The organism is Pseudomonas chlororaphis (assembly GCA_001023535.1).
In the GTDB taxonomy this organism is placed as follows: domain Bacteria; phylum Pseudomonadota; class Gammaproteobacteria; order Pseudomonadales; family Pseudomonadaceae; genus Aquipseudomonas; species Aquipseudomonas chlororaphis_E.
Genome location: CP011020.1, coordinates 6023592 through 6049296 on the forward strand (window position 1 = coordinate 6023592; position 25705 = coordinate 6049296).

Annotated in this window: 25 protein-coding genes, 1 tRNA gene and 3 pseudogenes; 17 read left to right on the forward strand and 12 right to left on the reverse strand. The window is 54.3% G+C overall.

Features of this window, described 5'->3' with window-relative positions:
• Nucleotides 1-24 precede the first annotated feature (24 nt).
• From VM99_26305 to VM99_26315, 3 genes and pseudogenes are all read left to right on the forward strand, one after another.
• Nucleotides 25-1137, forward strand: coding sequence for an enoyl-CoA hydratase (locus VM99_26305; GenBank protein AKK01400.1), 1113 nt, complete (start codon nt 25-27; stop codon nt 1135-1137).
• A gap of 156 nt (nt 1138-1293) precedes the next feature.
• Nucleotides 1294-1746: pseudogene (locus tag VM99_26310) on the forward strand (transposase).
• Nucleotides 1747-1936: 190 nt separating this feature from the next.
• A pseudogene (locus VM99_26315) lies at nt 1937-2827 on the forward strand (transposase).
• On the opposite strand, the gene VM99_26320 reads toward VM99_26315, so the two are convergent.
• The gene (locus VM99_26320) at nt 2799-2984 is read right to left on the reverse strand and encodes a hypothetical protein (protein ID AKK01401.1); all 186 of its coding nucleotides are present in this window, start codon (nt 2982-2984) and stop codon (nt 2799-2801) included. The pseudogene VM99_26315 and the gene VM99_26320 overlap by 29 nt on opposite strands.
• Nucleotides 2985-3611: 627 nt before the next feature.
• Between VM99_26320 and VM99_26325 the strand changes: the two genes are divergently transcribed.
• The 5 genes from VM99_26325 (at nt 3612) to VM99_26345 (ending at nt 6821) form a co-directional block, all read left to right on the forward strand.
• A complete protein-coding gene (locus tag VM99_26325; protein AKK01402.1) occupies nt 3612-4358 on the forward strand; it encodes a diguanylate cyclase in 747 nt (248 codons plus the stop codon).
• A complete protein-coding gene (locus tag VM99_26330; GenBank protein AKK01403.1) occupies nt 4351-4569 on the forward strand; it encodes a helicase in 219 nt (72 codons plus the stop codon). Before VM99_26325 ends, VM99_26330 begins: the two co-directional genes overlap by 8 nt.
• 33 nt (nt 4570-4602) lie before the next feature.
• Complete coding sequence (locus VM99_26335) at nt 4603-5295, forward strand: pseudouridine synthase (GenBank protein AKK01404.1); 693 nt, start codon at nt 4603-4605, stop codon at nt 5293-5295.
• 311 nt (nt 5296-5606) lie between these two features.
• Nucleotides 5607-6491, forward strand: coding sequence for an MFS transporter (locus tag VM99_26340; protein ID AKK01405.1), 885 nt, complete (start codon nt 5607-5609; stop codon nt 6489-6491).
• A gap of 256 nt (nt 6492-6747) precedes the next feature.
• Nucleotides 6748-6821 (forward strand) — tRNA-Gly (locus VM99_26345).
• 281 nt (nt 6822-7102) lie between these two features.
• On the opposite strand, the pseudogene VM99_26350 reads toward VM99_26345, so the two are convergent.
• Nucleotides 7103-7492, reverse strand: a pseudogene (locus VM99_26350) (hypothetical protein).
• Nucleotides 7485-7988 carry a hypothetical protein gene (locus VM99_26355; protein AKK01872.1) on the reverse strand — a complete coding sequence of 168 codons (504 nt, stop codon included), beginning with the start codon at nt 7986-7988 and terminating at the stop codon, nt 7485-7487. Before VM99_26355 ends, VM99_26350 begins: the two are co-directional and overlap by 8 nt.
• A gap of 296 nt (nt 7989-8284) precedes the next feature.
• Here VM99_26355 and VM99_26360 point away from each other — a divergent pair, with 296 nt between their 5' ends.
• Nucleotides 8285-8557: a hypothetical protein gene (locus tag VM99_26360; GenBank protein AKK01406.1), complete on the forward strand. Its 273-nt coding sequence runs from the start codon at nt 8285-8287 to the stop codon at nt 8555-8557.
• A gap of 455 nt (nt 8558-9012) precedes the next feature.
• Entirely contained in the window at nt 9013-9561 is a 549-nt protein-coding gene (locus VM99_26365; protein ID AKK01407.1) for a hypothetical protein, read from the forward strand.
• Between the two features lie 311 nt (nt 9562-9872).
• Here VM99_26365 and VM99_26370 read toward each other — a convergent pair whose 3' ends face one another.
• The 4 genes from VM99_26370 to VM99_26385 all read right to left on the reverse strand — a co-directional run bounded on the left by VM99_26370 (nt 9873) and on the right by VM99_26385 (nt 12689).
• Nucleotides 9873-10295, reverse strand: a complete 423-nt coding sequence (locus VM99_26370) for a hypothetical protein (protein ID AKK01408.1) — start codon at nt 10293-10295, stop codon at nt 9873-9875.
• A gap of 79 nt (nt 10296-10374) precedes the next feature.
• Nucleotides 10375-11943, reverse strand: coding sequence for a transposase (locus tag VM99_26375; protein ID AKK01409.1), 1569 nt, complete (start codon nt 11941-11943; stop codon nt 10375-10377).
• A gap of 81 nt (nt 11944-12024) precedes the next feature.
• Nucleotides 12025-12360 carry a transposase gene (locus tag VM99_26380; protein ID AKK01410.1) on the reverse strand — a complete coding sequence of 112 codons (336 nt, stop codon included), beginning with the start codon at nt 12358-12360 and terminating at the stop codon, nt 12025-12027.
• Nucleotides 12357-12689, reverse strand: a complete 333-nt coding sequence (locus VM99_26385) for a transposase (protein ID AKK01411.1) — start codon at nt 12687-12689, stop codon at nt 12357-12359. The genes VM99_26380 and VM99_26385 overlap by 4 nt, the downstream gene beginning before the upstream one ends.
• A gap of 774 nt (nt 12690-13463) precedes the next feature.
• Here VM99_26385 and VM99_26390 point away from each other — a divergent pair.
• Entirely contained in the window at nt 13464-14174 is a 711-nt protein-coding gene (locus VM99_26390; protein ID AKK01412.1) for a hypothetical protein, read from the forward strand.
• A 1389-nt stretch (nt 14175-15563) separates the two neighbouring features.
• On the opposite strand, the gene VM99_26395 is transcribed toward VM99_26390, so the two are convergent.
• The 4 genes from VM99_26395 to VM99_26410 form a co-directional block, all read right to left on the reverse strand.
• A complete protein-coding gene (locus VM99_26395; GenBank protein AKK01413.1) occupies nt 15564-16115 on the reverse strand; it encodes a hypothetical protein in 552 nt (183 codons plus the stop codon).
• A gap of 23 nt (nt 16116-16138) precedes the next feature.
• Nucleotides 16139-17602, reverse strand: coding sequence for a hypothetical protein (locus VM99_26400; protein AKK01414.1), 1464 nt, complete (start codon nt 17600-17602; stop codon nt 16139-16141).
• 61 nt (nt 17603-17663) lie between these two features.
• Entirely contained in the window at nt 17664-18167 is a 504-nt protein-coding gene (locus VM99_26405) for a molecular chaperone Tir (protein ID AKK01415.1), read from the reverse strand.
• Nucleotides 18168-18197: 30 nt separating this feature from the next.
• Complete coding sequence (locus tag VM99_26410; protein ID AKK01873.1) at nt 18198-19364, reverse strand: restriction endonuclease; 1167 nt, start codon at nt 19362-19364, stop codon at nt 18198-18200.
• A gap of 266 nt (nt 19365-19630) precedes the next feature.
• On the opposite strand from VM99_26410, the gene VM99_26415 reads away from it, so the two are divergent.
• A complete protein-coding gene (locus tag VM99_26415; GenBank protein AKK01416.1) occupies nt 19631-20251 on the forward strand; it encodes a hypothetical protein in 621 nt (206 codons plus the stop codon).
• A complete protein-coding gene (locus tag VM99_26420) occupies nt 20244-21362 on the forward strand; it encodes a DNA-binding protein (protein AKK01417.1) in 1119 nt (372 codons plus the stop codon). Before VM99_26415 ends, VM99_26420 begins: the two co-directional genes overlap by 8 nt.
• A gap of 470 nt (nt 21363-21832) precedes the next feature.
• Here VM99_26420 and VM99_26425 read toward each other — a convergent pair whose 3' ends face one another.
• Nucleotides 21833-22963, reverse strand: a complete 1131-nt coding sequence (locus tag VM99_26425) for a hypothetical protein (protein ID AKK01418.1) — start codon at nt 22961-22963, stop codon at nt 21833-21835.
• Between the two features lie 607 nt (nt 22964-23570).
• Here VM99_26425 and VM99_26430 point away from each other — a divergent pair.
• From VM99_26430 to VM99_26445, 4 genes are all read left to right on the forward strand, one after another.
• The gene (locus VM99_26430) at nt 23571-23873 is read left to right on the forward strand and encodes a transposase (GenBank protein AKK01419.1); all 303 of its coding nucleotides are present in this window, start codon (nt 23571-23573) and stop codon (nt 23871-23873) included.
• 279 nt (nt 23874-24152) lie between these two features.
• On the forward strand, nt 24153-24533 hold the full coding sequence (locus VM99_26435; protein ID AKK01420.1) for a transposase: 381 nt from the start codon (nt 24153-24155) through the stop codon (nt 24531-24533).
• A gap of 35 nt (nt 24534-24568) precedes the next feature.
• Nucleotides 24569-25009 (forward strand): transposase, encoded by a 441-nt coding sequence (locus VM99_26440; protein ID AKK01421.1) that lies wholly within the window; start codon nt 24569-24571, stop codon nt 25007-25009.
• A gap of 37 nt (nt 25010-25046) precedes the next feature.
• Complete coding sequence (locus VM99_26445) at nt 25047-25655, forward strand: transposase (protein AKK01422.1); 609 nt, start codon at nt 25047-25049, stop codon at nt 25653-25655.
• The last annotated feature ends 50 nt before the right edge of the window (nt 25656-25705 follow it).

A 25705-nucleotide genomic window follows, 5' to 3' on the forward strand; every position in this document is an offset into this window, starting at 1 on the left:
TTCAAATTTCGGATCGAGGTCACGATGAATCTGCACTTCGAAGAACTGACGGGTATCACAGGAGCGCGCATCGGCGTCGCCACCCTGGATGCCGAAAAAACCCTGAACGCCCTGTCCCTGCCGATGATCAACGCCCTGCGTGACCGTCTCGATGCCTGGGCCAGAGAACCGCAAATCGTCTGCGTGCTGCTGCGTGGCAACGGCGCCAAGGCCTTCTGCGCCGGCGGTGAAGTCCGCAGCCTGGTGGAGGCCTGCCGGGCCAGTCCCGGTGAAGTGCCGCCCCTGGCCGCGCAATTCTTCGCGGCGGAATACCGGCTGGACTTCAACCTGCACACCTACCCCAAACCTCTGCTGTGCTGGGGACATGGCTACGTATTGGGCGGCGGCATGGGCCTGCTGCAAGGCGCCAGCACGCGCATCGTCACGCCCAGCAGTCGCTTGGCGATGCCCGAGATCAGCATCGGCTTGTACCCGGACGTCGGCGCCAGTTGGTTCCTGTCGCGCCTGCCGGGCAAGCTCGGCTTGTTCCTCGGCCTGACCGGCGCCCACATGAACGCTCGGGATGCCCTCGACCTGGGCCTGGCCGACCGTTTCCTGTTGGACGAACAACAGGACGACCTGATCGAAGGCTTGTTGCAGCTCAACTGGCAGGAACAGACCCAGATGCAGCTCAACAGCCTGTTCAAGGCCTTGCAGCAGGAAGCCGTCGCGCAACTGCCCGAAGCCCAATGGCTGCCGCGCCGGCAAAAAATCGATGAGTGGCTGGACGTCAGCGATGTGCGCTGCGCCTGGAAAGCACTGAGCCTGCTGGTGGACCACCAGGACCCGCTGATCGCTCGGGCAGCCCGGACAATGACTGAAGGTTCGCCCCTGACCGCGCACCTGGTCTGGGAGCAGATCCTCCGCGCCCGACACCTGTCATTGGCCGGTGTGTTCCGAATGGAATACACCTTGAGCCTCAACTGCTGCCGCCATCCGGAATTCAGCGAAGGCGTACGGGCACGGCTGATCGACAAGGATCACAAGCCCCATTGGCACTGGCCGGACATCAACCATATTCCGGAAGCCGTGGTGCAAGCGCATTTCCACAAGGCTTGGGAAGGTCGGCACCCGTTGGCGGACTTGTCCAACGAATAGGCGTTGAACGAGCCCTGTCAGTGCGGGCCACAACGTGGGTGTAAGCCAGGCAAAAAAAAAGGTTCTTCACGGAATCCCGGGAAACACAGAAACAAGAACGCCGATTTGATTGATGATGTTCGTGCGAGCAAACACATCTAACAAACCGGCGTTCTTATGCGCGATATTAATACTTTCCTTCCTTTTTGGGAGGGCTTTTCTGTCGTCACGATCAAGCCTGATGGCGACGATCTACAAATCGATCTGATTCCCCATCCCACCCGATTCCCATCCTGCGGCGGGTGCCAGAAACCCTGTTCAACCACTCATGAGTATTGCGAGCGTACCGTTCGTGACCTGCCGATTCTCGGTCGTGCGGTACGCCTGAGCGTGTTGCTCAGGCGGGTGGGCTGTCGTGACTGCGGTAAACGCATGGAGGCCGTCAGTTGGCTGGACCGCTATGCCCGCATGACGCGCCGTTTGGCCGAGGCGGTCATTCAGGCCTGCGAACGCCTCCCCACACTGCACGTGGCTCAACTGTTCGGGCTGCATTGGGAYACCGTTCGGTTGCTGGAGCGTCGAGCCTTGCAAGCGGCGTTGTCTGGCCATCAGCGCTTGCAGGTCGTTGTCTTCCATTTTGTCCCCTGAAGATAGTGTCTAATGGGGAATGCAGGTCGCACAGCCTCTGATAGGCTTGGCGAGTCTGTCGATGTAGGATACAAGGCCTCCATTCTAGACATAGCGCCGTCTGGCGCCTAGCTGCCCATGCCCATTCAGAATTCCCCGTATCAAGCGTTCGCCACCCTGCTGAGTTCCAGCGGTCATTCAGGCCTGCGAACGCCTCCCCACACTGCACGTGGCTCAACTGTTCGGGCTGCATTGGGACACCGTTCGGTTGCTGGAGCGTCGAGCCTTGCAAGCGGCGTTGAGCGTTTTGCCAAAGGCGCAACCGCGACGCCTGGTGATGGACGAGTTCGCCCTGTTCAAAGGTCATCGTTACGCCAGCGTGGTCCTGGATGCGGACACACGACGCGTGCTGTGGATCGGTGAAGGCCGCAGCCGAGCGGCGGTCAGGCCTTTCTTCGAAGAACTGGGACCCGAGGGTTGTGCTCGCATCGAAGCGGTGGCGATGGACATGAACACCGCTTTTGACCTGGAGGTTCGCCAGCACTGTCCCAACGCGCGAGTGGTCTACGACCTTTTCCATGTGGTGGCCAAATATGGCCGAGAGGTGATTGATCGGGTCCGCGTCGACGAGGCTAACCGGTTGCGTCACGACAAGCCTGCCCGCAAGGTCATCAAGCAGGCGCGATGGCTGTTGCTGCGCAATCCGCAGAACTTGAAAACACCGGAGCAACAGGTCCGCCTGGAGGATCTGCTGGCGGCCAACCAAGCGTTGATGACGGTCTATTTGATGAAGGCTGAACTCAAAACACTCTGGACGCCGAGTACTGCCTGGGGTTGGCGAGCGGCCTGGAAGCAATGGCTGCGTCATGCGCATGAAAGCGAAATACCGGCTCTGATCCAGTTCGCCAAACGGCTAAAGGGTTACTGGCGGGGCATCGTGAGCCGGGTTCGCTGGCCGATGCACACCGGTCAGTTGGAAGGAATAAACAATCGAATAAAGGTCATCAAGCGGATGGCGTACGGTTACCGGGATAGCGAATTCTTTTTCATGAAGATCAAGAGCGTCTTTCCCGGCAATCCGTGATGAACCAAAAAAAAGCGGCGCTCGATGCGCCGCTTCTTATTGCCAGGGGATCAGCGGTGGCCGCCTCTGCCTCGTCCGTCATGATCACCGCGTCCTCGATGATCATGTCCACCTCGATCGTCATTCCAGCCGCCCCGGTCGCGACCGCCCCAGCCATCCCAGCCACCCCGGTTCGGATAAGGCCGGTAGGCGGCCCGCGGTGGCGCGTAATAGCGCGGGCCTTGTTGGTAGTAGCGCGGGGCCGAATAGTAGCGCGGCGCCGGTTGGTAATACCGCGGTGCGTAATAGCCACGTGGGGCCGAATAATAACCAGCGCCCCCGTAGTAGACCGGCGCGGGTGAAGTGTAGACCTCTGAACGGTAGTAGCTCGAGTCTCCGTCGTAGTAAGGCACGCAGGCCGAAAGAGTCAAACCGAGAAACGCAAGGAGCAGCAGTCGTCGATACATGGCGGCCTCCTGGACCGCGAATGGGCCACATCAGCGACGCTGATGGGCGGCAGTCATATTTGGGTGACTGACGAATATTCAGACAGCAAAATCGGAATCTGGTGCGATATGGCAACAACTGGAAACATGTAGCTTTCTGCCAACATTCACCTTCAGAAACCGTGGCGAGGGCGCTGACTCGCGCCGAGTTGTGCAGCGCCCCTGAAAGGTAAAGCGGCCTTTCCAGACAAGCGGCGCGAGCAACCGGCCGCCTCGTTTACAAACAAGCGAATCCAGACGCACCTTTTCCTACAAGGATTACTAAACTGATTGCATTGGGTCGCGCCAAAGGAATCGTCATGTCGCTCCGTTCGTCGTTGTATGCCCAACGCAGGCCGTTGCTGATGGTAATGGCGTTGCTGGGAACAGGCTTCCTGACCGTTTCATTGCTGGGCTATTACGCTGCCCACGCCTCGGCGCGAGAAAGCCTCCTCAAGACGCTGTACGCGAACCTGCTGATTGGCCTGCTCGTGACGCTGGCCGCGCTATGGATCTTCTATCGGTTACTCAACCAGTACCAGCGCCGTATCGATGCCCAGGCAACCCTCGACAGCCTGACCGAACTGCCCAACCGCCGGGGCTTCAATCTGTTGGCCGTGCAGGCCCTGCACGAAGCCCAACGCGAACCCAGGCCATTGACCGCCGTGTTGCTGGAACTGGACGACTTCAAGCAACTGGAAAGTATCCACGGCCATATAGCCTGCGACCAACTGCTGAGCGGCTTCGCCCGCGACCTGACGCAAAGCCTGCGGCATTCGGACATCGTCTGTCGCTGGAGCACCGATGCCTTTGTCGTCCTGCTCAAGGACACCGATGGACAGACCGGTCTGAAAATCGCTGAGAAAGTTCGTCAGCACATGGAAAAACAGCGCTATTTCTGCAGCGGGAAACAATTGCTGGTCACGGTCAGCATCGGACTGACCACGGTGCAGGACGAAGACACCTTGCACAGCCTGCTGTCCCGGACCGATCATGCACTGCAACGCGCCCGGCAAACCGGCCGCAATCGAACCTGTGTGGAAATGCCTCACTCCAGCTATGAATAAACCCGACCTTTGCCCTGCCTGCGGTGGCAGCAACGACTGCTCGCTGGCCGATCCGAGAACCGTCGACCGAGCCTGCTGGTGTTTTGGCGTGAGCATCGACCCGGCCATACTCGAAGCGCTGCCGGCAGAGCTGCGCGATCAAGCCTGCCTGTGCCCGCGCTGTGCGCAGGTTGAAGCCCAACTGCACGCCAAGACCGGGCCGATCGCGTAAGATGCGCGCCCTCTTCCTGGCCTGAACTGCCCCATGCGCGTTGACCGCTTCCTCAGTAATCTGCCCCGTTTCAATCGCCAGCAGGTACGCCTGTTGCTGGTGGCGGGCCGGGTGCGGATCGACGGCCAGACCGTCACCGACCCGCACGCCCAGGTACGTGAGTTCAGCCGCGTCGAAGTCGATGACGAAGTGCTGCAAGCGGGCCGGCCGGCGCGGTACTTCATGCTCAACAAGCCGCCCGGCTGCGTCAGCGCCACTCGCGACCCGCAACACCCCACCGTGCTCGATTGGCTCGATGAGCCCGACAAGGACGACCTGCACATCGCCGGGCGCCTGGACTTCAATACCACCGGCCTGATGCTGATCACCAATGACGGCAGTTGGTCGCGCCGCCTGACCCAACCGCAGACCAAGCTGCCCAAGGTCTATTACGTCGAAACCGAACAGCCGATCACCGCCGAGTACGCCGACACCTTCGCGCGGGGTCTGTATTTCGCCTTCGAAGACCTCACCACCCAACCGGCAGGGTTGACGCTGCTGGGGCCGACCACGGCGCGCCTGAGCATCGTCGAAGGGCGTTATCACCAGGTCAAGCGCATGTTCGGCCACTTCGACAATAAGGTGTTGCGCCTGCACCGCGAACGCATGGGCCCCCTGGTGCTGGACCCTGCTCTCGAACCGGGCCAGTACCGCGCCCTGGGCGCTGACGAGATCAGCCTGATCTGAGCCCATTACCGTCGGGCAGAAGTGTCGAACAATTTTCCAAGCGGTACTTGCACAACGGTCGTCCCCCTGCTTGAATCAAACCGTCGGCCGAAATGTGACCGATGAGTCACAACATACTTCCAAGAAACTTTTTGCCGGCCAGAGCCCCCAGGCTCCGCCGTATCCCTCCCGGCAAACTGCCCGCCTACAACAACACCCGTCGACCGCTTCAGTGGATCGACATGGGCCTTATCTTCCAGGCGTATGCCTACCTGTCACATTGCCCGTGCAATCTCATTGCGCGCATACCCGCTTGCCAGGAGTCTTATGACATGAGGCCAGAAATCGCTGTGCTGGATATACAAGGTCAGTATCGGGTTTACACGGAGTTCTATCGCGCAGACGCCGCACAAAAGACCATCATCATGGTCAACGGCTCGATGGCCACGACTGCGTCGTTTGCACAGACCGTCAAAAGCCTCCATCCGCAATTCAACGTTGTGTTGTACGACCAGCCCTATGCGGGTAAGTCAAAAGCGCACAACCGGCATGAAAGAATGCTCACCAAGGAGATCGAAGGGCAGATTCTCCTGGAACTGATCGACCACTTTGCCGCCGAGCATGTGCTGTCCTTTTCCTGGGGCGGCGCCGCCACGTTGAGCGCCCTGGCCCAGCGCCCACAGCGGATTGAAAAAGCGGTGATCAGTTCGTTCTCGCCGGTGCTCAACGCACCGATGCGCGACTACCTGGAGCGTGGCGTGGATTACCTGAGCAACCTGGACCGCGACCGGGTCGGCCACCTGGTCAACAGCACCATCGGCAAGCATTTGCCGCCGCTGTTCAAGCGTTTCAACTATCGCCACGTCAGCAGCCTGGCCGAGCATGAATACGGTCAGATGCATTTCCACATCACTGACGTGCTCCAGAGCGACCCGCAGTGCTACGTCAACGCGGCGAGAAAAATCAACGTGCCGGTACTGTTCCTCAACGGCGAATGGGATGAATACACCTCGGCCGACGACGCCAGGCTTTTTGCCAACCATGTCCGGCACAGTACGTTCAGCACGGTGCAAGCCACCGGGCATTTCCTGGACATGGAACACAAGGCCGCCTGCCGCGACAGCCGCAACGCCGTGATGAACTTCCTCACGCCGACACACCGCGAAAGCCGTCCGCGCTACAGCTTCGTGCAGGACTACCATGCACTGGCAATCTGAAACGAGTCCTCGCGAGCAAGCCCCGCCCCGCGCCAACAAAACGGGGTTTGCCCGCGAAAGACCGCTTTGATCCAAGGCCTGCGTAGACGAGCGCACGCGCATCAGGCAAAGAAAAACTTCAAATCCCCGCCCACATCTGGTACAAAGTCAGCCGCTCTGAGCGGGTGTCGTATAATGGCATTACTCCAGCTTCCCAAGCTGATAACGAGGGTTCTTATAGGACACCCCGTTTTGTGAGCAAAGAAATATGTGTAATGCGGGTATAGTTTAGTGGCAAAACGAAAGCTTCCCAAGCTTTAGTTGAGGGTTCGATTCCCTCTACCCGCTCCATAAAATCAACTCCTTTCCCAGCAAAAACGGGCTCCCCGCCCACCCCTTCTCTGATCAGCACTCTCGCTCGTCTTGACTCGCTCCCCAATCAAGCAGCTCTTTCCCCACGCAAATCAGCGACCACCTGCGCTCGCATCAGATTGTGAATAAAGAAAACCGAGCATCAAAGCCAAACAGTCATCAACTGTCAGCCGCAGTCAATAGGTCTAGTTAGTGACAGCAGTATAGTCAGCGCCATCAAAGGTGGACAATCGAAGGTGCGCCCGATGCTTACGCTGACGCGCTCGTCTTGCAATCTTGTGGGCAGCCAAGTACTGCATTTCAACCTGCCATTGAGCCAGGAATTTTTCCCAATCACGGGCGTATGGGGCATCGATCAGGCGCGTCGAGCCGATGCTCGCTTGTAGAAAACGCTCACGCCACGGCTGTGGAATCCTGGCCTCGTCAACAATGTTGATACCGGAACTGTGGCGCTCAATAAGGACTGCTTTGCGGACAGCATCAATATCGAGGTGTGGATTACTATGGTGTAAGTCGACGCGCTCTTGGTCTTCAATGTCATCAAGCACATTTAAAATAGCGGCTGCTTGTGGATCGCCCGGCACCAGGTGCGAAAGTGTCCAGAGCGCTTTGCGCCTGACAGACTCACGCGTACGAAGATCATCAGCCACGTTCAGTGCCTCGATGGGAAACGGCAGTCAGCCGACGATAAAGGTCGGCTAAGAGGCGAGCATCCAGCAGCGCGTGATGGGGAAGTTCCGGGAGCGTCACGTTGTCGATATCATCCGCTTCGAGGTGCCTAAATAGCACGATCAGGTTGGTTGGCCGATTGGCAACGTTAGCTGGCCAACGGTGATTTACGTAAGCCAGTTGGCAGAAAAAATCCCAATCCCATTCAGGAGCGTCCGAGCAAATCTCTAACGGGACTTCTAGGTGGCTCAGGAAAGCGAGCAATGAGGTTTGGGCTTCGACCAAGGTTTGCCCGTGCGCAGCCAGGTTGAGCTGAGGCAGGACGTTCTGGATCACGAAGTCGCTGCAGTCTCCGACTAGGTAGGTGTCTGTGAGTTCGACGTAGTATTCATGGCCGGCTTCGGACACGAGTGCCAGGGAAATCAGCTTCGTATCTCGGTTCAGCTGTGTGAACTCACAGTCCAAAAATAGCTTCATCCCCTCCTCCCCTGTGAGTACCTGGTTCATGCCTGCGGTGTACCTTTGGTAAAACGATCAAAGCCGACTGGTTTCTTTTATGATTTTAACCGATTGTCCTGACGAGCCTATGCCTGCACTCACAGCAAGGGAGGTTTGCCAAGTGCTGCGCGATGCCATCTTGGGAGGCGCATGATGGTTACCCTGGTGGACGAGAGGCATTGATCGCATGGATTCGCGATCAACTCTATGCCGACGAAAGCGATGTCACAGATCCAAGGCGTACTTGATGGCCGAATCATCGCATCGATGTATAGATGCCCAAGATCTTCTTTTATTTTGGGAAACCCGCCCAAAAAGGCCCATTTTTTACGGCCTATGATTACCTCTCACATGACGAGGTACTGAAGATGTTTGATTTTCTGAAAAAAAGACGCGAGACCGAACAGCAGCGCAAAATCAAACGAGTCATGGATGCTCAGGAAGCGTTTTTGGCACTGTGTGAGACGTCCACGCCGATGACTCTGCAGGAGGAACTCAACGCCATTGCTAAAAGTTTTGAGCAAGGACGGCGCGATGATCGAGAGTGATTTGGAGTGACATAGTAATACCAGTTTTGGCATTCACGGGTCGCTCAAGGGGGTAATGAGGAGTAAATTAGGGGTAATTCGTATACCTCTCATTGCCCCCTGAAAAGGTCTAAATAATCTTTTAACCACATGATATACAACGTATTTTCTGTAACTCGAAACTATAGGCCTCTCTAGAAGAGACCCTGCGCCTTGAAGTACAAAGGAGTCAACGTAGAGTAAGCAGGGTTAGCAACCATGTTGGAATTAGCTAAAGAGATTGTAAGTAGCGGGCCTTCGGGAGTTATCGCCTTGCTGGCATTCGCAGCATTCGGCGTAGCTTGGAAAGCTCTATCAGTGCTGGAATCAGTGAAAAAGAAGGACAAGGAATGAGGCCCTGGTCGAAAGTGCCGGCATGGTGGTCTGATGAAATTGCGCTCCTTCGAGGAGGGGCTCATGCAGGTCGGTCTCAGGCGATGCTTCGTGTCGTCTTCGCGCTGGCGACAATGACCCCTACGGCGAAGACATACACAGTCGTCTCCTCTGTCAGCGAGCTGATGGAGCGCACAGGATTAAGCCGGCCAATGGTTCGCCAGGCCTTGGTTGACGTGGAAGCGCGGGGGTGGATTCGACACAAGCCTGGTGGAGGCAAGCTCAAGTCCGAGTACACGCTGGCATGCCCACATTTCGAGGCAGAAAAGGACGGCTACTACTACAAAATCCCAAACAAAGAGGTTGTTAAGAACCTTCCGAAGATCTCTCGCCGAGGGGAGAAGGCGCTTGCGGCGCTTAAGATCTACGCCGTGCTACTGATCGTCCGACCGAATCAAGCGAGGATCTCGAGCATCAATGTCGAGAACTTGAGAAATAGGGCTGCTGTGCAGTGGACTTCTCTAAGAGACGGCTTATCGATCCTCGCTACGCACGGCATGATCGTTGTCGATAAAGCCCCTGGTGATGATGGTGAGTACGTGAAAAACCAATACGTGATCAAGGGGGACATTGTCAGAGAAGTCCCGGCATGATCCATGGCAGCGCTAGGTGAGGTAGTATTGTCGCCGGATGACGTGTGGAGACGCGAGATGAAGGCCCCCAGAACGATATGCCAAGCTGATCTACAATTTGACCACATAGCAATCGGGCTATGTGGTCAAAGGAGGCGAAATGAGGGCCAGCTACAAAAGAGGAGGTGATTCGTGCAGCTAATTTTTGTGTGTCACCTACCCTGGCAATCATGATTGGCTTTCTCGAGGCAACAGACGACACATCATATGATAGAGAGGTAAACCTGGTGCTGGACAGATTTACCTCTATCACCTCAAAGGGCTTGTGAGATTTAATCCTGCTTATCTGATTCGAATGCTGTGATAAATATTCTTTTCCCGTCAGGTGTTCTCATGACGATGCCGCCATTTCGTAGTACCTTGGCATCGTCAATTTTCTCTAGCAACTCTTCTCTTTTGTCTTTGTTAGTCTTATATATTGTGCCAATCGACTTTCGATATATGGCATCATACATATCATTCATTAGCTCTACATGTTCACCAAGAATGACTTTTAGATCTACTTCGGTATGTTGCAGGGTTGTATTGTTGTAGTAATCACAGCGCATACCTGAAAGGGTAAATCTAACTGGAACAAAGCTTTCAGTGTTTCCGGCCTCGCGATTAGCATAATCGACACTATGCGCGCCAAGTTTATTCCTGACTTCACGTACCTGAAGGTTTGCCACTTTGCTCTCAATGTCACGAAGGTTCATGACGTTTGCAATCCGGTGTAGGTTGAGAAGGGCTTGTTGCTGGATGTACGTAAGCGTCCGGCCAACCCGTCTTGCACAACTAAGCCGGACACCACCGATGCGGCAGCAGCTCCGCAATCTCACTGGCCCGCTGCGTCGGCAAGCGCGTCAGCACATCCTTGAGATAGGCATACGGGTCATGCCCGTTGTTCCGAGCCGACTGGACCAAACTCATGATTGCAGCCGCGCGTTTGCCACTGCGAAGTGATCCAGCAAAGAGCCAGTTCTTACGACCGAGAGCCCACGGGCGTATCTGGTTTTCACACCAGTTATTGTCGATGGCCACCGCCCCGTCATCAAGGTAGCGCGACAGCGCTGCCCAGCGTTTCAGGCTGTAATCCAGGGCTTTTCCGATGGCCGAACCGTTGTGCACGATATCGCGCTGGGCAACCATCCAGGCATGCAGCGCATCCATCACTGGACCCGCCTTTTCCTGCCGTATTCGGCGGCGTAAATCCGGCTCCAGATCTTTAATTTCACTTTCGATTTCGTACAGCAGCTGGATGTAGCGCAAGGCCTGCTCAGCCAGCGTGCTCTTGTTGGTCGCATGTAGTTCAAAAAACTTGCGCCGCGCATGGGCCATACAGCCGATTTCCGTAACGCCGAGTTCGAAGCTGGCCTTGTAGCCGCCAAAATCATCGCAGACCAACTTGCCCTTCCAGTCTTGCAGGAAGTTGCGTGCATGTTCGCCGGCACGGCTGACGCTGAAGTCGTAAACCACCGCCGACGTTTCGCAAAACGGGCTGGTGGCGTAAGCCCAGACGTAGGAACGGTGAGTTTTCTTGGTGCCCGGCATGAGCATCTGCACTGGCGTTTCATCGACATGAACAACCGGCTGCCCAAGTACGACCTCGCGCAACGCATCGACCAATGGCTGCAACTGCACACCGCAAGCGCCAACCCATTGAGCGAGGGTCGAACGCGGGATAGCCAGGCCGGCCCGGCCGAACATGGCTTCCTGACGATACAGCGGCAGGTGGTCGGCAAACTTGGCGATCATGACGTGGGCCAACAAGCCGGCAGTTGGAATACCTTTGTCGATGACCTGTGCCGGCACCGGGGCTTGGATCAGTGTTTCGCAACGGTTGCAGACCCACTTGCCTCGGATGTGGCGTTCGACGCTAAAGACACCCGGCGTGTAATCAAGCTTCTCACTGACATCTTCACCGATGCGTTCAAGGGCACATCCACAGGCGCACTCGGTGTTGTCCGGTTCGTGATGGATCAGAGTGCGGGGAAACTCTGGTGGTAATGCGCGGCGCTTGGGTTTCTGTTTTTCCTGGGTCGACGCTGGCGTTACCTGCAATGACTCAAGTTCAGCTTCAATGGCGGCAATATCGGTATCGATCAGATCATCGAGCAAGCTAGCTTGTTCTGGGCTCATCTGCTCGCTGCGCTTGGCGAACTTGAAGCGTTTGAGCTGGGCAATCTCGTGGCTGAGCTTTTCGATCAGCGTCTTGTCATGATGGATTTTCTTGTCCATGACCTGAACCGTCTTGCCCATTGTCTCGACTTGCTCATCGAGCGCCGAGACGCGTTGCAGCAACTGCGCAGCCAAGGCACGCAGTTGTTCAGGGTTCAGTTGGTCGAGGTCGGGAATCGAAGTCATGCCGCCGATCTTGCCAGATCAGCCTAAGCACGACGACAGGCTTATCGGACAATTGCGCTGCCGGATGGGGCACTGTTCAGGTCAGAGGATGGAAATAGCATTTCCGGGGCCGACTCTTTGCCAGGGCAGGCCCAGTATCAGGGCATGCAGCTGTTCAGCGTTCAGCTCCATCTGCGTGCCGTGCCGAGTTCCTGGCCAAGCGAACTTACCTTGGTGGAGCCGGCGTGCCACCAACCAGATACCCAGCCCGTCATGCACCAAAACCTTCAGGCGGGTGGCGCGGCGGTTGGCGAAGAGATAAGCACAGTGCGGCTGCGCCGCACCGAACACTGAAATCACGCGGGCCATCGCGGTATCTGTGCCTGCGCGCATGTCCATCGGTTCCGTCGCGAGCCAGACGGTGTCGATGCGGATCACCGTAGTAGCTCTCGAAGAAAGCTTGCGCAGGCGGCAGCACTGTCGACGGGCCAACTCATTTTGATGGGCGTGCGCGGATGCTGGATTTCAAGGCAAATGCTGGAAGGATGAACCTGTGACCCGGCCGAGAGCATCTGGGTGTGCAGCGGGATAAACGCTGGCTGAAGCGCCGTGGTTTTCTGTGTGTGCAGACGTATCCATTTGTGGACGAGGTTGGCATTGAGGTTGTAGCCCAACGCGATGTTCGCGATGGAGGCGCCGGGCTCAGCACACTCTTGAATGACTTGGGCTTTGAAGGATTTGCTGTAGGAACGGCGCTGTGGGTGCATGAGGAGTCCGCCTAATGGGCCAGAAATGGTGTCCACTTAAATTAGGTGGACACCATGGTCTTCGGCGGTTGAGTCGGGAAGGTGTATTGGCCGGACGGATACGGATGTACGTGGCGTTCAATACGCCATACAAGCGGATGTATTTTTCCCCGAAGTCGTCATACTTCGTGGGGCCATCAAGGCCATACTTGCAAAAATGCTCAATGCCTAAAAGGCTGTCGTTGATAATGTCCATCGATGAGCAAATGAAGCCCCAGTCTTCAGGCTTTGTAAGCTTGAGCGCAGATTGAATAAAGACCTCGAAGTCGCCGTGATCAGGCGTGTGTCGCATCGCTTTTTCGTTGATCAGTTCGCGGTATGCTTCGTTGTAGTGATGTAGCGCTTTGAAGAGCTGTTCGATCATCAAATTGGACTCTCTCTGGGCTGTTCAGACTACATCAATGCATCGAGGACACCAATGTAGCTATCAGGTAGAGCATTATGATCTTCAACGACTGTGATGAGCTCGACTACTGCGAAGCGTGTGTGAGCCCGGATGAACGCCGCTGGTCATTCAACTCCGGAGATCGGTTTGGCACAAATCCCATTGCGCTGCTATCTGTGTGGGAGCACCAAACGCTTTAGAACCTGCTGAATGCGCTCTGAAAACCATATCCAATGGTGAACGCCTTGCTGGGTTGGCTGTAGTGAACCAAGCCATGTCTGACCCGAGAAGCCTCAACATCCACGCCTTCAGCTTCGCCGGCCTGGCTCACATGAACAGAGAGGGAATTCATGACCTGTATCCTGGTTGCTCATCTAGGTGATGAGGTCATCATCGCGGCTGACAAGCGTGTCACCCAAATCACCCAAGACGGCGTGAAAATCCCTCACGGTGACAATGAGGAAAAGATTGTTAGGACTAAAGTTGGCGTCATCACTGGTGCAGGCTCAGTGGCGATGCTAGACCCCGTCAAATCGTATGTTAGAGACCACGGTTTCAATAGCCCTGATGATGTCTTGGACTTGATCCTGCATACCCGCGACTCGTTCTCAGAGTTCCATGCCGAAAGCCCTCGCCTTCATGCAGATCTAGCCGAGACCTCGTGGATGTTCACATATCCGACGGTGGTAAATGATCAGGCGATTACTCGGTTCGTCTACTTCCACCAGCATCACAGCGCCGAATCCTTATGCGGGCTAACCGAGGGACGAGTGATGTGCTTCCCTGGCGGTTTTTCCTTGGAGCAGGCGCAAGAGTTGCAAGCCGAGCTACAGAGTGTGGTGACTGCAGCACTCGATTCTTATCCTATTGATCAGGTGAGACAGCTGGTAGCCTCGTACATGCTTACGTTGATTAGTCAAGTTTCCGCCATCAGCGAAACAGTCTCGAGCACCTGTGACATCGCTCTTGTAAAAGGTAACGAGGTGATGATTGCGATGTCCTTCAGGGCCGGCGATCAGGCGCTTACGTTCGCTCCGATGGCCCTCACAGTGCTTGATTAAACTAAAAGGTGACGCTCCTTGCAGGTCTGCGTCGTGAACCAAGCTACTCGCAGTCTGACGCGTTCCGCCCAAGGGCTGCCTGCTCAGCTTGCCCCTGCGGAGGGTTACCAAGCTCCAAGCCAGCAATAATGTAACCTCCACCCTCAACAGCCTGACGTCGAGCCAGGAGCAAAGATTCACTCCAGCGGCATCTGATACTACAGCAGCTTATGAACGAGTGCGCCTCATGCCAGAGGTAGCGTCGTAGGCTGCCTTGCAGTAATGCCTATGCGCCACTATTGTGGTTTCCACATGACCTCTAAAGAGGCTTGCCTTCGGCACTCAGCGCCCAGGTATTAGCCGCATGCAGAGGTTGTTGCCACTTCGGAGCCAAAGGCTTCGCACCTAATTTACCTGAGGTAAATCCAGCTGTGCATGGCTGGAATGCCCCTTTTAAGAGACAGACATTTGACGTCCTCGAACGGTAGAGATGAGTTCAAGCGTGAGGTGATTCGCACCCTCCAAGAACGAGCCGGAAACAGATGCTCCGCGCCTGACTGCAGAAAGTTAACAACTGGCCCCAATTTCAACCCTGAAAAGGCAACTCGGATCGGCGTCGGCGCTCACATTACAGCCGCTGCTTATGGCGGCCCCCGGTTTGATGAGTCAATGACACCGGACGAGCGAAGCTCAATAAGAAATGGTATTTGGCTGTGTCAAAATTGTGCCCGGATGATTGATGTAGACCCCAAGAGGTATTCAGTACATCGGTTGCTCAGTTGGAAGCATGACGCAGAGCAGGAAGCCAACGATGAAGTTGAAGGCCGACCAAGGCAATTGCCAGCCGATGATGAAGAGCAGGAGGATGGCTGGATTTGCCCATTTTGTAAGTCATTCGTCGGGCTGGAAAACCATGTCTGTCTTGGCTGTAGGGCGGAAGTAATTCGCGGCTCTACTGCGAAAGAGAGAGATAACGCCATGAAGGTGGGCTTGTTAGTCGGCGCGTTGATCGCCTTTGGAGTTTTTGGGCTGATGCCTCAATGGTTGAATTCAACATTTGGATGGCAGGTGCCTGCGACCTTCGGTCTGGGGCTGGTCGCATTGGGTATAGGTGGAGGTCTCGCATTACTCAGCGGCTTGGGATGTATTCTCTTCGATGAGCGGCTGCACCGACGCCGTCCGCCACGCTTCTTCCGTCCGACGCTCACCTAATGGACGTGTGCGTAGTTGTGCTTTTTCCGCTCAGCCTCGCGTTGTGAGGCTTTGTGGCTTAGCACGACTCTAGGGGCTCCAATGTCTGAGGTCGCTAGTGCGCAACGTGCGGCTATTTGATTTTGATCTTCTGCGCGTTTCTCGCCAGCACTCATCCAGGCACAATCTACTTGGGCACACTATGCCAACGAGGTTCGGTCAGTACCCCGCTAGCCAGTCTTTCAACGGGACAGCCGTATTTGCTTTTGTATCGAGCACCATCCAAAGCTCTTGCGGATGTCCTTGCAATAAGCCCCACACGACTCTTTGATACAGGCCCAGGTACTCCCAGCTGACCCAGCTATCATCGTATGCAGAATCCGAGGCTGGAAATATTGCAATTTTTGAGAGCCCCTTCGCTCCATCAGCGATGCCTAACTCCCAAGGCACCCAACGGCTCTCCTTGCTGTTTTTAGTAGTAAGGAGCACGAATCTTTTCGTCTGCGCAATACGTTGTTTGAGTAAAGCTGCTGTTTCCTCGGATGTGTAAGGTGGCATTTCGGGGTCGATTTCATCGATGTACACAGAAGCCCCATGATTCTGAAGTACCTGAATCGCGCCAGGTAGAACTTCCTTATCTTTACTGGAGTGCGATAGAAACGTACTCATCGATGCCGAGGCTGCTAAAGATTTGAATACGTGATCGCGAGTAGCTTGAGAGCTGTTAGCGGAGATATTTCTTAGCTCCTCCGTTGTGACATTACGAGCCATACTTCTTTCCTGAAATAATGATATCAACCAACACGGGCGACCCTATCAATGATCTGAAATACTAGATTCACCAAGGATGTCCGGCCTTCTGCGGTAGCTAAAGCATTAGTATCTGCCAGAGCTTTTAGCTCCTTATCGGTAGGTCGCATCGGTGAGCTCCCCTTGTAGGAAAGTGCTGAACCTTGAAGCTGGTTACATATTTTTTCGGCAGCCCCGCCTGTAGCACCAATAGGCAGAACGAAAACGCCAGCGGCCTTTGCAAACTCGAACTCTCGTTCAACTCCCTCTGCAGGTATGGGGAGGCCATTAACTAACTTTGCACCACCAATGAAAATCGCAATACCCGCCTGGCGGGCTAACTCCTGACGAAGGGCAGCCCACTCCTTATCTTTGGGAACTCCTCCCTTAAGTGGTTGAGGAAACGGTCTAGCGATCAGTCGGCGATCTAAATCCCAACCTCCACCGTTGCGCAAAGCAGCAAGAAAGCCAGACAGAGAAGCAGAGCCGACCAATAAGCCAGCACCCGTGACCAGATATCTATTGGTCTCACCTACCTTGCGGCCAACTTCTTCGGCCAAGGCATAAATATTCGCCGGTTCAGTGCCCCCGTGTTCAAGTGGCCAGCTACCGCTTACCCAAATCCTGCGCGCGGCTACCCGCCTTTCGATCTGCCGAAGGAGAGCGGGCACCTCGTCATAGTTATCAATCTCTACTGCAAGCAGACCATAGCGCTTCAGGTCTTTAGTCCAAAGATTATGCTGAGCGAGCCTTGCTGAGAACTCATCCTTAGTTTTGAAATCTGATCTTTTCGGCGCCCTGACGATGGCAAAGTGTTCTGGGGGCGACTCAGTGAAACTTTCTCTGATCAACGAAAGCACATGTCTAACATTTGGGTCAGTGAAACTGATGCCGATGAACAGCATCGACATGCTGGTCAGATGTGCTTGGAATAGCGGGAGGTATTGGCCACGCCGGGATCGGAAAAGCTCGTAGTCATCTGTGGATATCACAATATCGTCGAGACGATCCACCGAACCGTGCATTTTGTAGAGCAATGCCGCGCCAGGGGTGGTTCTTAGAGCAAGATCTTTTGGGGCGGAAATAGAGTTGAGCGGGCGGCTAATGGCCGCAAATGCGCGCTCCACGAGCCGATCATAGTTAGTCGTCCAAATATGCCTGACAGGCAGTCGGGCGAGGATATCCAAAGTTTCAGGAATAGGCTTGTCTGGGCCAATCTCTTTTCTGATGACATTGCGAACACGAGTAGCACCACCGCTTTCCTGGATGCTCCACTGAGCAAGAGCGGCGAGGTCGTGTACATTTCTTGAATTGATTTCCAGCTCATCGGCGATGTCACTCAGTAGGCCCGACCACGAAGGGTAGCCTGCAGCCATGGAGACACCAGCGCCTATAAATACAGCTCCGAGCCCATCATTCAAAGCGTCAGGATACTCGGTGAGAAAACGATTCATGGCCACTTTGGTCATATCGGGCTCTTATATGTGCAATTGGCAAGCTAAACCACCCATACGGACGAGTAGTGAGGTTTTAAGGTTTGTAATTTTTACGAATAGTAATGGCGTCCTCGATCCAGCTTTCGATATTGGCCTGGATGGAAGCATAAACCTCTTTGCTATCGTTCCCCGCTGGAGTCATCAGCTTCGCATAGCCGGATAGCCTCACCGTGCCATTTTTTAGCGTGACAGCATCGAAGGGGTTAGAGCCAGCGACGGAGGTGTTCTGATGGTTATCTAAAAGACGGTTGATCCGAATGGCGACAACGCCTTTTCCTGCGTTCCACCCCTTGATGACCTCCTCCAATACCCAAGGCCGGGTAGCGGTTTCTGAGCCCACGAGGACAACTACACATGATTTTCCGACCAGGCTATCGTCGATCCATTTCCTAATCGCCGCGTCACCCTTTTTTTTGACCTCCTCCCATTCATTGGCGGTATAGAGCTTTTGCCCTTCCAAAGCGCCGATATTGCGTACCTGCTGAGTACGCCAGAAGTCGTTAGCGAAGTGGAAACTGAAGAACACATTTCGAGCCATGGATAATTCCTTCTAGGCTTATGGAAAAGATTAGGCGCTTTCTTCCTCGGCCTGGAAGGCCTCAATGAGCTTCTGGTTGTAATCATCCAGATAACTCTGAAGCCCATCCCGGTCGATCAGCCGCACGCCCGCCGTGCCGGCCAATTCTTTTGCAGACTTTGTGTAATAGGAGTTCGTGACCACCATAGCCTCGTCGCACCCGTAGAACGCTTTAGCAGAGATGGCTTGCTGCACAGCCGCGTTTCCTACAGAGCTAGAGTAGTTCTTAGCCTGGATGACCATGTTTTTACCGAATCGGGTAACGAAAAGGTCGGCGCCTTGATCAGCCGTCTTCTTGGTCTCTTTGACGTCATAGCCAATGGTCTGGAAGATCTCAACCAAGAAGGCTTCAAACTGAAACCCATCCATGGCATCCACCAGGTACATAGTGATGAACTGATTCGGATTAAAATGCTCTAGCTGAGATCCCAGCCGCTCGACGAGAATATCGAAATAAATCTCTTCGCACAGGCTCAGGCCATTCCGAAAAACCGGTAGCGGGAGGAGTGGCACACCAGATGTCGAAGCCGCCTGGGGATTGAATTGAACATTGGGGAAAGCTACGTCATTTTCCCACAGGTAGTAATAGAACAAGGCCAAGTCAGACCTGAAGGTCGTTCCTGCCTCTTCAATCCAAGAACGTAAGGTGTCGGCAAGTTCAGTTCGAATGTGTCGCGTCAACTCTCTGGAGAAGCCCAGGTAGGCAGAGTTGAAGGCGGTGGTCTGTAACAGCTTGTCCAGAAGAGATGGAAGCCCTTCAAGCTCGTCAAAGCCTTTGCGAATCAAGACTTCCCTGAACAATTCCCTCTCGCTGTACACACCATCCAACCGTGGGCCGGGTACGCCTGCGTCATCGCTGCTACCTGCGCGTTCACGGGTGGTGTGAATGAAGTTCGTGAAGTACGGCTGCTTTAGCTCGGAGTATTTTCTCAATACGTTGTTCAGAAGATCGTTGAGCTGGGCTTGCTCTTTCTTCTTCCCGAAAAAGTCTTGAATCAAGCCTTTGGATCTGTATTGAAAATCGGGATAAAAGGAAGGATCCAGTGGTGTAAGGTGGCGCAACGTGATCTCTGATGATGGCGACACCTGGGAGCCCATGCACCATGGGCACGCTGTCTCGAAGGTAGCCCTATTGCATCCACTGCATTGGTAAATCATCGCGCCGATTCCTTTCCTGAGCCATCGCGCGGTCTCGCGCTTAATCTTGCAAGCGAACATAGCTCAGTGCCATCAGCTCGTCCATCGGGACTATCCAGAGTGACCGAGTCGCCCTCAATCAAGTCCTGACTGTACTGATAAACGCGCCCAATCACGAGCAGAGCGATCACAGTAACGCCTACACCCAGCTGGTTGACAATCGATAAAAAATGCACAAAAATGCCGGTTGACACTACTTAGAATTTGCACGCTTTTCGGAGAGTCAAATGCCAGAATTCCAGCATCCAAGCGAGCTTGAGCCAAAGCTCAGCCGAGCCCATCTCGATGTCGTTTTCAACAACCTCTTGGACGCTGCGTATAAGGCACTAGAGGCTACTTCAACAGACGATGACACCAATTGGACGCGAGGGGTGTTTCCTTATGGACGCATCCATGGTCGCTTCATACGCCTCCAACGTGAGGGTGACCTCCCTTGGTTTCGTCTAGTCAACAAAACTTTGGATTACACGGTCAGCGTCGATGGAGTTTTGATGCAGTTCGTGACTGATGACCCTGATCTTCGTAAGAAAGGGCACCGCTTACAAAAAAACCAAGTTGAGCGATATCACGACAGCCTTCTCGGGCCAGCCAACGATGGAAACCTCACCTGGCGGGTATACGTAGACAGTGACCGCAACCCAGATGGGCCGACCCTGACAGTTTCGATCCTGGGTTTCGACACGAACCGGAACGTGATCTGCAAATGGGTTCACAACTACGAGCCTTTGGTCTCGGTTCGCACGACCACGCTGTCGCCGGTCGTAGAGATTGTTGACTCGCTGCCAACCCGTCGCGACAAAGACGTCGCACAGACTGAAATGAAAGATACTGACTCGAAAGATGAATAACACGACAGGCTTCCTGCCTCTGGGTGATGAATTTTCGCCCGACAAGCTCCGCCTCGCTAGGTGTGCGGCGGGGCGATCCCTTGCTGAGATTGGTGAGCTACTTGGCGTTACCAGGCAGTACGCGCACAAACTTGAGGTCAACGCGATACCCTCCCCTAATCAACTGGAGCGGCTTTGCGAAGTCCTTAGTGTTAGGGAAAGCTTTTTCTTTGCCCCCCGAAAAAGTGGCGTCGAGCTAGAGCAATGCCATTTCCGGAGCGTTCGAACTTCGACCCTTACTCTCAAAAAAACCATCGCCGCTCAAGTTGAAATGTTCGAGTTGCTGGTTGATGAGCTGGACAAAGAGGTCGCATTTCCTGTCATGGACTTCGCTGCGCTTGATGAACCTGTCTCCGGTGCAGGGAAGATTGAATTGGTAGCAGAGCGATTTCGCAGGGAACAAGGATTAGGCTTAGGCCCGCTATCAAGTGTGACAAAGCTCGCAGAGAAGATTGGCGTTCTGGTGGTCAACCTCGCAGACGCTGATGACCGAATTGATGCTTTTTCTCTTTTTAACAAGCGTCCTTTAATCGTTCGCAATACATCCAAGGCCAACCCTGGAAGGCAACGGTTTGACTTGGCCCATGAGCTAGGCCATCTAGTCATGCACCAAGGAATCGAGACAGGGTGTCGTGAGACTGAGGAACAAGCCAACCAGTTCGCCAGCGCACTCCTGATGCCACGAGCAAGCTTCGCTGCGGAGTTTCCGACCATGAGAGGGAAGTACCTGAACTGGCCAGCGCTCAAGGAGCTAAAGCTTCGCTGGAAGGTGAGCTTCAAGGCATTAATCTATCGGGCTCGTGCATTGGATCTGCTAACTGCCGATCAAGCGAAGAGTGGCTTTACCTACCTAGCGCGTAAAGGGTTTACAAAAAGCGAAGAGTTTGACGAGTTGATTCCGATGGAGTCCCCCCTCCTCGTTCAGCGCGCAATCGACTTACTGGACTACGCGACGTGGAATCGCGTGCTCGCTGCTGCCGGCTTGAGCACGGAGATGGTGAAGAATCAGTTCATGTTGAACGTACCTATCGCCCCTTTACGGTTAGTGAACAGCGCCCAACGCCTGGCTTAACAAAGCTAACCGTGGAGGCAAGCTTGCCCATGAACAAGCCACTCTTCGACTTTGACCTCAAACGCGTCTCCCGAGAAAACCAGATAACAGGCAAAGCCCCCATCAACTTTCCAAATCCCAGAAGCACCACCGGTGGATGGCATTTCCTTTCCTATCTTGATCGGGAGTCCGGCGTGGCCTGATCCAATAGCGCTGCTGCCGACGAGGGAACATCAAACGCTTGAGCGGATGCTTAGAGCCTCGTGAGTCACAGGATCAGATGTTGGACGCGCCGCAATGTGTCGACAGTCGTGAACCAGGCCGTTCCTAAAGAGTCAGCGTCCTAGCAGTGCTGATGTCCATCCTCACTCCCTAGATACTCCGAGTGTTGGCATTCAACTTCCCCATTTGCTTTTTCTACAGCTTGAATGCGCTGGAGAACCCCTAACGCCGGACTGGCATGGGGGTCTCCAATTCTACTCAGCGGATAATCACTCGTATTCGTCCTGAAACGGTTCCAACGTACCAAAGTGGATCGTTTTGGGGACGCTCACAACCTCGACATCTTCCACTTCCAAATCACTGATCTCCAGGTTTTCAGACCCATCTCCGAACTCAGCAGCCAAAGTCACCAATATTTTCGAATTAAAGGTTTCCTCAACCTCTACTGTACATGAGTCAATGGGCACATTGTCACCATCTATGGAATCATGAACAGAGAGGGAGAACTCCCCTTCTACATCTACTGTAATTTCAGCATCCAACTCCAAAACTATAAAACCATTTCCGTGCTCAATAAGGCGGAGCTGCGGAGTAGATAGTTCAAATCGATTGAAACGGCCAGAGCATCCTTCAGGCTCCCAATAGAAAGCAGAGTCAGCGTCTTGATTGGGAGTGAAATCATCTAGGACAGAGTCGAGCCTACTCTCCACTTCCTTGATAAAATCTTGAGCGGCATTGGCTTCGATGGCATTCTCTAGCTTGCCAATCAGTCCGTACACGGGATTCGCTTTGTTGTAGGCTGTGAGCACATCAGAAAGGCTCTCACTGCACTCCATATACTTAGAGGCCTCACAGTAGGCTTTCCAATCCCCATCCTGTGAAATCGCCAGTACGCGCTTATTATTGGCAGCAGCCCAATTATCAACAGCAAGCAGCGTTATAGCGTCTGGGAATTCATTTTTTTTCTTTCCACTCTCGGCAAATGGTGCAAGATTTTTGAAATACTTCTCAAGTAGCGCTGAGATTTCTAAATTTTTCCCACACTCAAAATCTGTACCACCAACCGCTTCAATAAAATCTGCAATTCGCGTCTCCGCCAGCGCATCAACATCAAGGCTTTCTGCGATCAGTTCTTTTGCTTTCGCCAGCCTGTCCTCCTTCAAGAACAGATGATCGCCAGCATCATTGATCGCTTTTTCTAATGCGCTTCTAGATTCTTTGATTTTTTTCGCCAAGTGAGCCTTCACTTCCCCCCGTATCACGTCGGGAAATATAATCTCAATTGGGCTTCTTTTGAACTGGCTAAGTTTGCTCAGCAACCCTTTTTCCAGCCTGAGACCATTGGCATCAAAGATCGATGTGTCGATCAATATCGCATCATATTCAAAATTTTCGTCCATGAAATCCTCAAGACAACGAAATTCAACGAAACACCGTAATGGCACAAAGTGATTAAGATAGTATTTTAGCACTGGTGCGGAAGCCTTTTTTTGCACCAATCTTCTGACTTGTTACAATTTTGGCCTCCTAGACCTTCAAAGAATGCACAGATCGTCCACAGGGCTGCGATTTCGACTGCGTCCGACAGGTGAAATCAGACCAGCAGCAGATCCCCCACGCGAAACTCCAAGAACACAGATTTGACCGAAGTAGAGATGTGGAGACCTTTCTTCGACAGCCCGTGCCAGTACCGCAGGTGACTGCACCACTAGCAGCGTCAGCGGCCCAACATCAGACGCTTGAGCACGTTTTGAGAGCGTTTTAGAAGAGCTATTGTCACGCCTATGAAGTACCCAATCTCATTTTCGGATATTAATTACATGGCCCAGCCGCTCTTCGACCTTGACCTCAAACGTGTCGCGCGCAAGCACTACATAACAGGCAAAGCCGCCATCAATTTCCCCCATCCAGGAAGCACCACGGGTGGGTGGCATTTTGAACTGGCCTAATGATTTTGGACACTTCAATCGGGCGCTATGATGGCGCCCAAATCTGAGGTGTTTGGCTATGCGTAAATCTTATTCCAGTGAGTTCAAGCTCAAAGCTGCCAGTATGGTGCTGGACGAAGGCCAGTCAGTTCCTGAGGTCTGTGCCACTCTGGATATTGGCCCTACTGCCTTGCGCCGTTGGGTCGACCAGGTTCGCAAAGAGCGCTTGGGTTCGACCCCGGAAGGGGCCAAGGCGATTACCGCCGATCAGCGAGAGATCCAGCAGCTCAAAACGTTGCTCAGGCAAAAAGACCTGGACATTGAAATCCTAAAAAAGGCCAGTGCTCTCCTGCTTTTGGACTCCAAAGATCATTCTCGTTGATCAATGAGCTGGACGAGCAGTACGGCGTTAACAATTGCTGTCGGGCGTTTGGAGTCAACCGCAGCAGCTTTTACGCCTGGCGTCAGCGCCAAGGCAAGGTGAAGCCTGAGCGGGAGAAACTTAAAGCCGTGCTGGTCGAACATCACAAGGAATCCAGAGCGTCCGCAGGGTCTCGCACCCTTTCTAGGCTCTGTACGAAATCCCGAGAAACCCAATTGGCGCTCCTTGCACGCTGAGATTTTGTAGAGTCACCCGCCATCAGCGGAAAGGAATTCTGTGATGGCAAAGCGTTATGAACTCTCGGATGAGGCCTGGGATGTGGTCTCCGATCTCTTCATCGAAACTCATGGCCGGGGGCGGCCTCGACTGAGCGACCGACTGATGCTTGACGGCGTGCTATGGGTGCTCTGTTCGGGTGCTGCATGGCGAGATATGCCTGAGCGCTTCGGCCCATGGTCAACGGTGTATCAACGGTTTCGGGGCTGGCGAAATCAGGGAACGTTCGAACAGATGCTCAAACGCTTGCACCTGAGATTGAATGAGCAGGGCTTGATCGATCTGCAAACCTGGATGATCGACTCAACAGCAGTGCGCGCAACCCGGGCCTCATCTGGCGCCGGGAAAAAAGGGGGGCTGACGAGCCTGCCGATCACGCTCTAGGCCGTAGTCGCGGCGGCCTGACAACCAAAATCCACATGCTTTGCGACGCCAACGGAACACCGTTGCGCTTCCTCCTCTCTGGCGGTCAAGCCAGTGACATCAGCTACGCACAACCACTGTTGGACGAGGTCAGCATTCCATCGAGCCAACGTGGCCGTCCGCGCAAGCGCTGTAAATGGCTGCTCGCCGACAAGGGCTATGATGCCGAAGCGCTGCGCCGCTACTGCGACCAATATCGAATGCAGCCCGTCATCCCGCTGCGCTCAATGAAGCGCAAGCCCAAGCCTGGTTTACCCAGACTGTTTGATCGGCCCAAGTACCGACAGCGCAACATCATCGAGCGCATGTTTGGCTGGCTGAAAGAGAACCGTCGGATCGCGACACGCTTCGACAAGCTCGCAAAAAGTTATGCCGCCATGGTCTCACTCGCATGCTCCATGCGGTGTTTGCGACATCTCTTTTCGTACAGAGCCTAAGGAGTTGCAAGCAAAGGGGCATCGCGTCGGGCGACATATGGCTCGCAGCTTGATGCGCGAAGCCGGTGTTGCCAGTCATCAGCGGCGGCGGCACAAGTACAAATCTTCCGGCGTGGAAGCCCTGGTGGCGCCGCACGTGCTCAAGCGCAAGTTTGATGTCACGGCGATCAATCAGGTGTGGTGTGGTGATGTGACGTACATCAAGGTGGGTAAGCGCTGGATGTACTTCGCGGCAGTACTGGATTTGTTTGCTCGCAGGATCGTGGGGTGGTCGTTTTCAATGATTTCCGATGCCACGCTGACCTGCGAAGCGTTGCGGATGGCGGTGCAATTGCGAGGCCGTCCAAAAGAGGTGCTGTTTCATTCTGATCAAGGTTGCCAATACACCAGCCACAAATTCAGGAATGAGATGCGCAAGCATGGACTCCTGCAAAGCATGAGTCGCAAAGGTGAGTGCTGGGACAACGCCCCGATGGAGCGTTTCTTTGGGAGCCTGAAATCAGAGTGGGTGCCAGAAGATGGCTACAGCTCGGAGCATGAAGCCCGCGTGGATGTGCAGCGTTATGTGATGCGTTACAACAACGTCAGGCTCCATAGCTACAACGACTATCGGTCGCCGGTAGCTATGGAGAAACTGGCGGCGTGAAACAACCTATCTACCTCTTCCTGCGTCATTGACATTCCTCATCGCGAAGA

Bases quoted from the DNA above. Each gene is read 5' to 3' on its own strand.
- VM99_26410 (AKK01873.1), bottom strand. From the start codon at position 19,364: ATGATTTACCAATGCAGTGGATGCAATAGGGCTACCTTCGAGACAGCG.
- VM99_26330 (AKK01403.1), top strand. From the start codon at position 4,351: ATGAATAAACCCGACCTTTGCCCTGCCTGCGGTGGCAGCAACGACTGC.
- VM99_26425 (AKK01418.1), bottom strand. From the start codon at position 22,963: ATGGACGAAAATTTTGAATATGATGCGATATTGATCGACACATCGATC.
- VM99_26305 (AKK01400.1), top strand. From the start codon at position 25: ATGAATCTGCACTTCGAAGAACTGACGGGTATCACAGGAGCGCGCATC.
- VM99_26440 (AKK01421.1), top strand. From the start codon at position 24,569: ATGCTTTGCGACGCCAACGGAACACCGTTGCGCTTCCTCCTCTCTGGC.
- VM99_26430 (AKK01419.1), top strand. From the start codon at position 23,571: ATGCGTAAATCTTATTCCAGTGAGTTCAAGCTCAAAGCTGCCAGTATG.
- VM99_26385 (AKK01411.1), bottom strand. From the start codon at position 12,689: ATGCACCCACAGCGCCGTTCCTACAGCAAATCCTTCAAAGCCCAAGTC.
- VM99_26320 (AKK01401.1), bottom strand. From the start codon at position 2,984: ATGGCTGGGGCGGTCGCGACCGGGGCGGCTGGAATGACGATCGAGGTG.
- VM99_26325 (AKK01402.1), top strand. From the start codon at position 3,612: ATGTCGCTCCGTTCGTCGTTGTATGCCCAACGCAGGCCGTTGCTGATG.
- VM99_26370 (AKK01408.1), bottom strand. From the start codon at position 10,295: ATGAACCTTCGTGACATTGAGAGCAAAGTGGCAAACCTTCAGGTACGT.
- VM99_26400 (AKK01414.1), bottom strand. From the start codon at position 17,602: ATGACCAAAGTGGCCATGAATCGTTTTCTCACCGAGTATCCTGACGCT.
- VM99_26445 (AKK01422.1), top strand. From the start codon at position 25,047: ATGGCTCGCAGCTTGATGCGCGAAGCCGGTGTTGCCAGTCATCAGCGG.
- VM99_26420 (AKK01417.1), top strand. From the start codon at position 20,244: ATGAATAACACGACAGGCTTCCTGCCTCTGGGTGATGAATTTTCGCCC.
- VM99_26335 (AKK01404.1), top strand. From the start codon at position 4,603: ATGCGCGTTGACCGCTTCCTCAGTAATCTGCCCCGTTTCAATCGCCAG.
- VM99_26365 (AKK01407.1), top strand. From the start codon at position 9,013: ATGCTTCGTGTCGTCTTCGCGCTGGCGACAATGACCCCTACGGCGAAG.
- VM99_26395 (AKK01413.1), bottom strand. From the start codon at position 16,115: ATGGCTCGTAATGTCACAACGGAGGAGCTAAGAAATATCTCCGCTAAC.
- VM99_26340 (AKK01405.1), top strand. From the start codon at position 5,607: ATGAGGCCAGAAATCGCTGTGCTGGATATACAAGGTCAGTATCGGGTT.
- VM99_26360 (AKK01406.1), top strand. From the start codon at position 8,285: ATGCCCAAGATCTTCTTTTATTTTGGGAAACCCGCCCAAAAAGGCCCA.
- VM99_26435 (AKK01420.1), top strand. From the start codon at position 24,153: ATGGCAAAGCGTTATGAACTCTCGGATGAGGCCTGGGATGTGGTCTCC.
- VM99_26405 (AKK01415.1), bottom strand. From the start codon at position 18,167: ATGGCTCGAAATGTGTTCTTCAGTTTCCACTTCGCTAACGACTTCTGG.
- VM99_26415 (AKK01416.1), top strand. From the start codon at position 19,631: ATGCCAGAATTCCAGCATCCAAGCGAGCTTGAGCCAAAGCTCAGCCGA.
- VM99_26390 (AKK01412.1), top strand. From the start codon at position 13,464: ATGACCTGTATCCTGGTTGCTCATCTAGGTGATGAGGTCATCATCGCG.
- VM99_26355 (AKK01872.1), bottom strand. From the start codon at position 7,988: ATGAAGCTATTTTTGGACTGTGAGTTCACACAGCTGAACCGAGATACG.
- VM99_26375 (AKK01409.1), bottom strand. From the start codon at position 11,943: ATGACTTCGATTCCCGACCTCGACCAACTGAACCCTGAACAACTGCGT.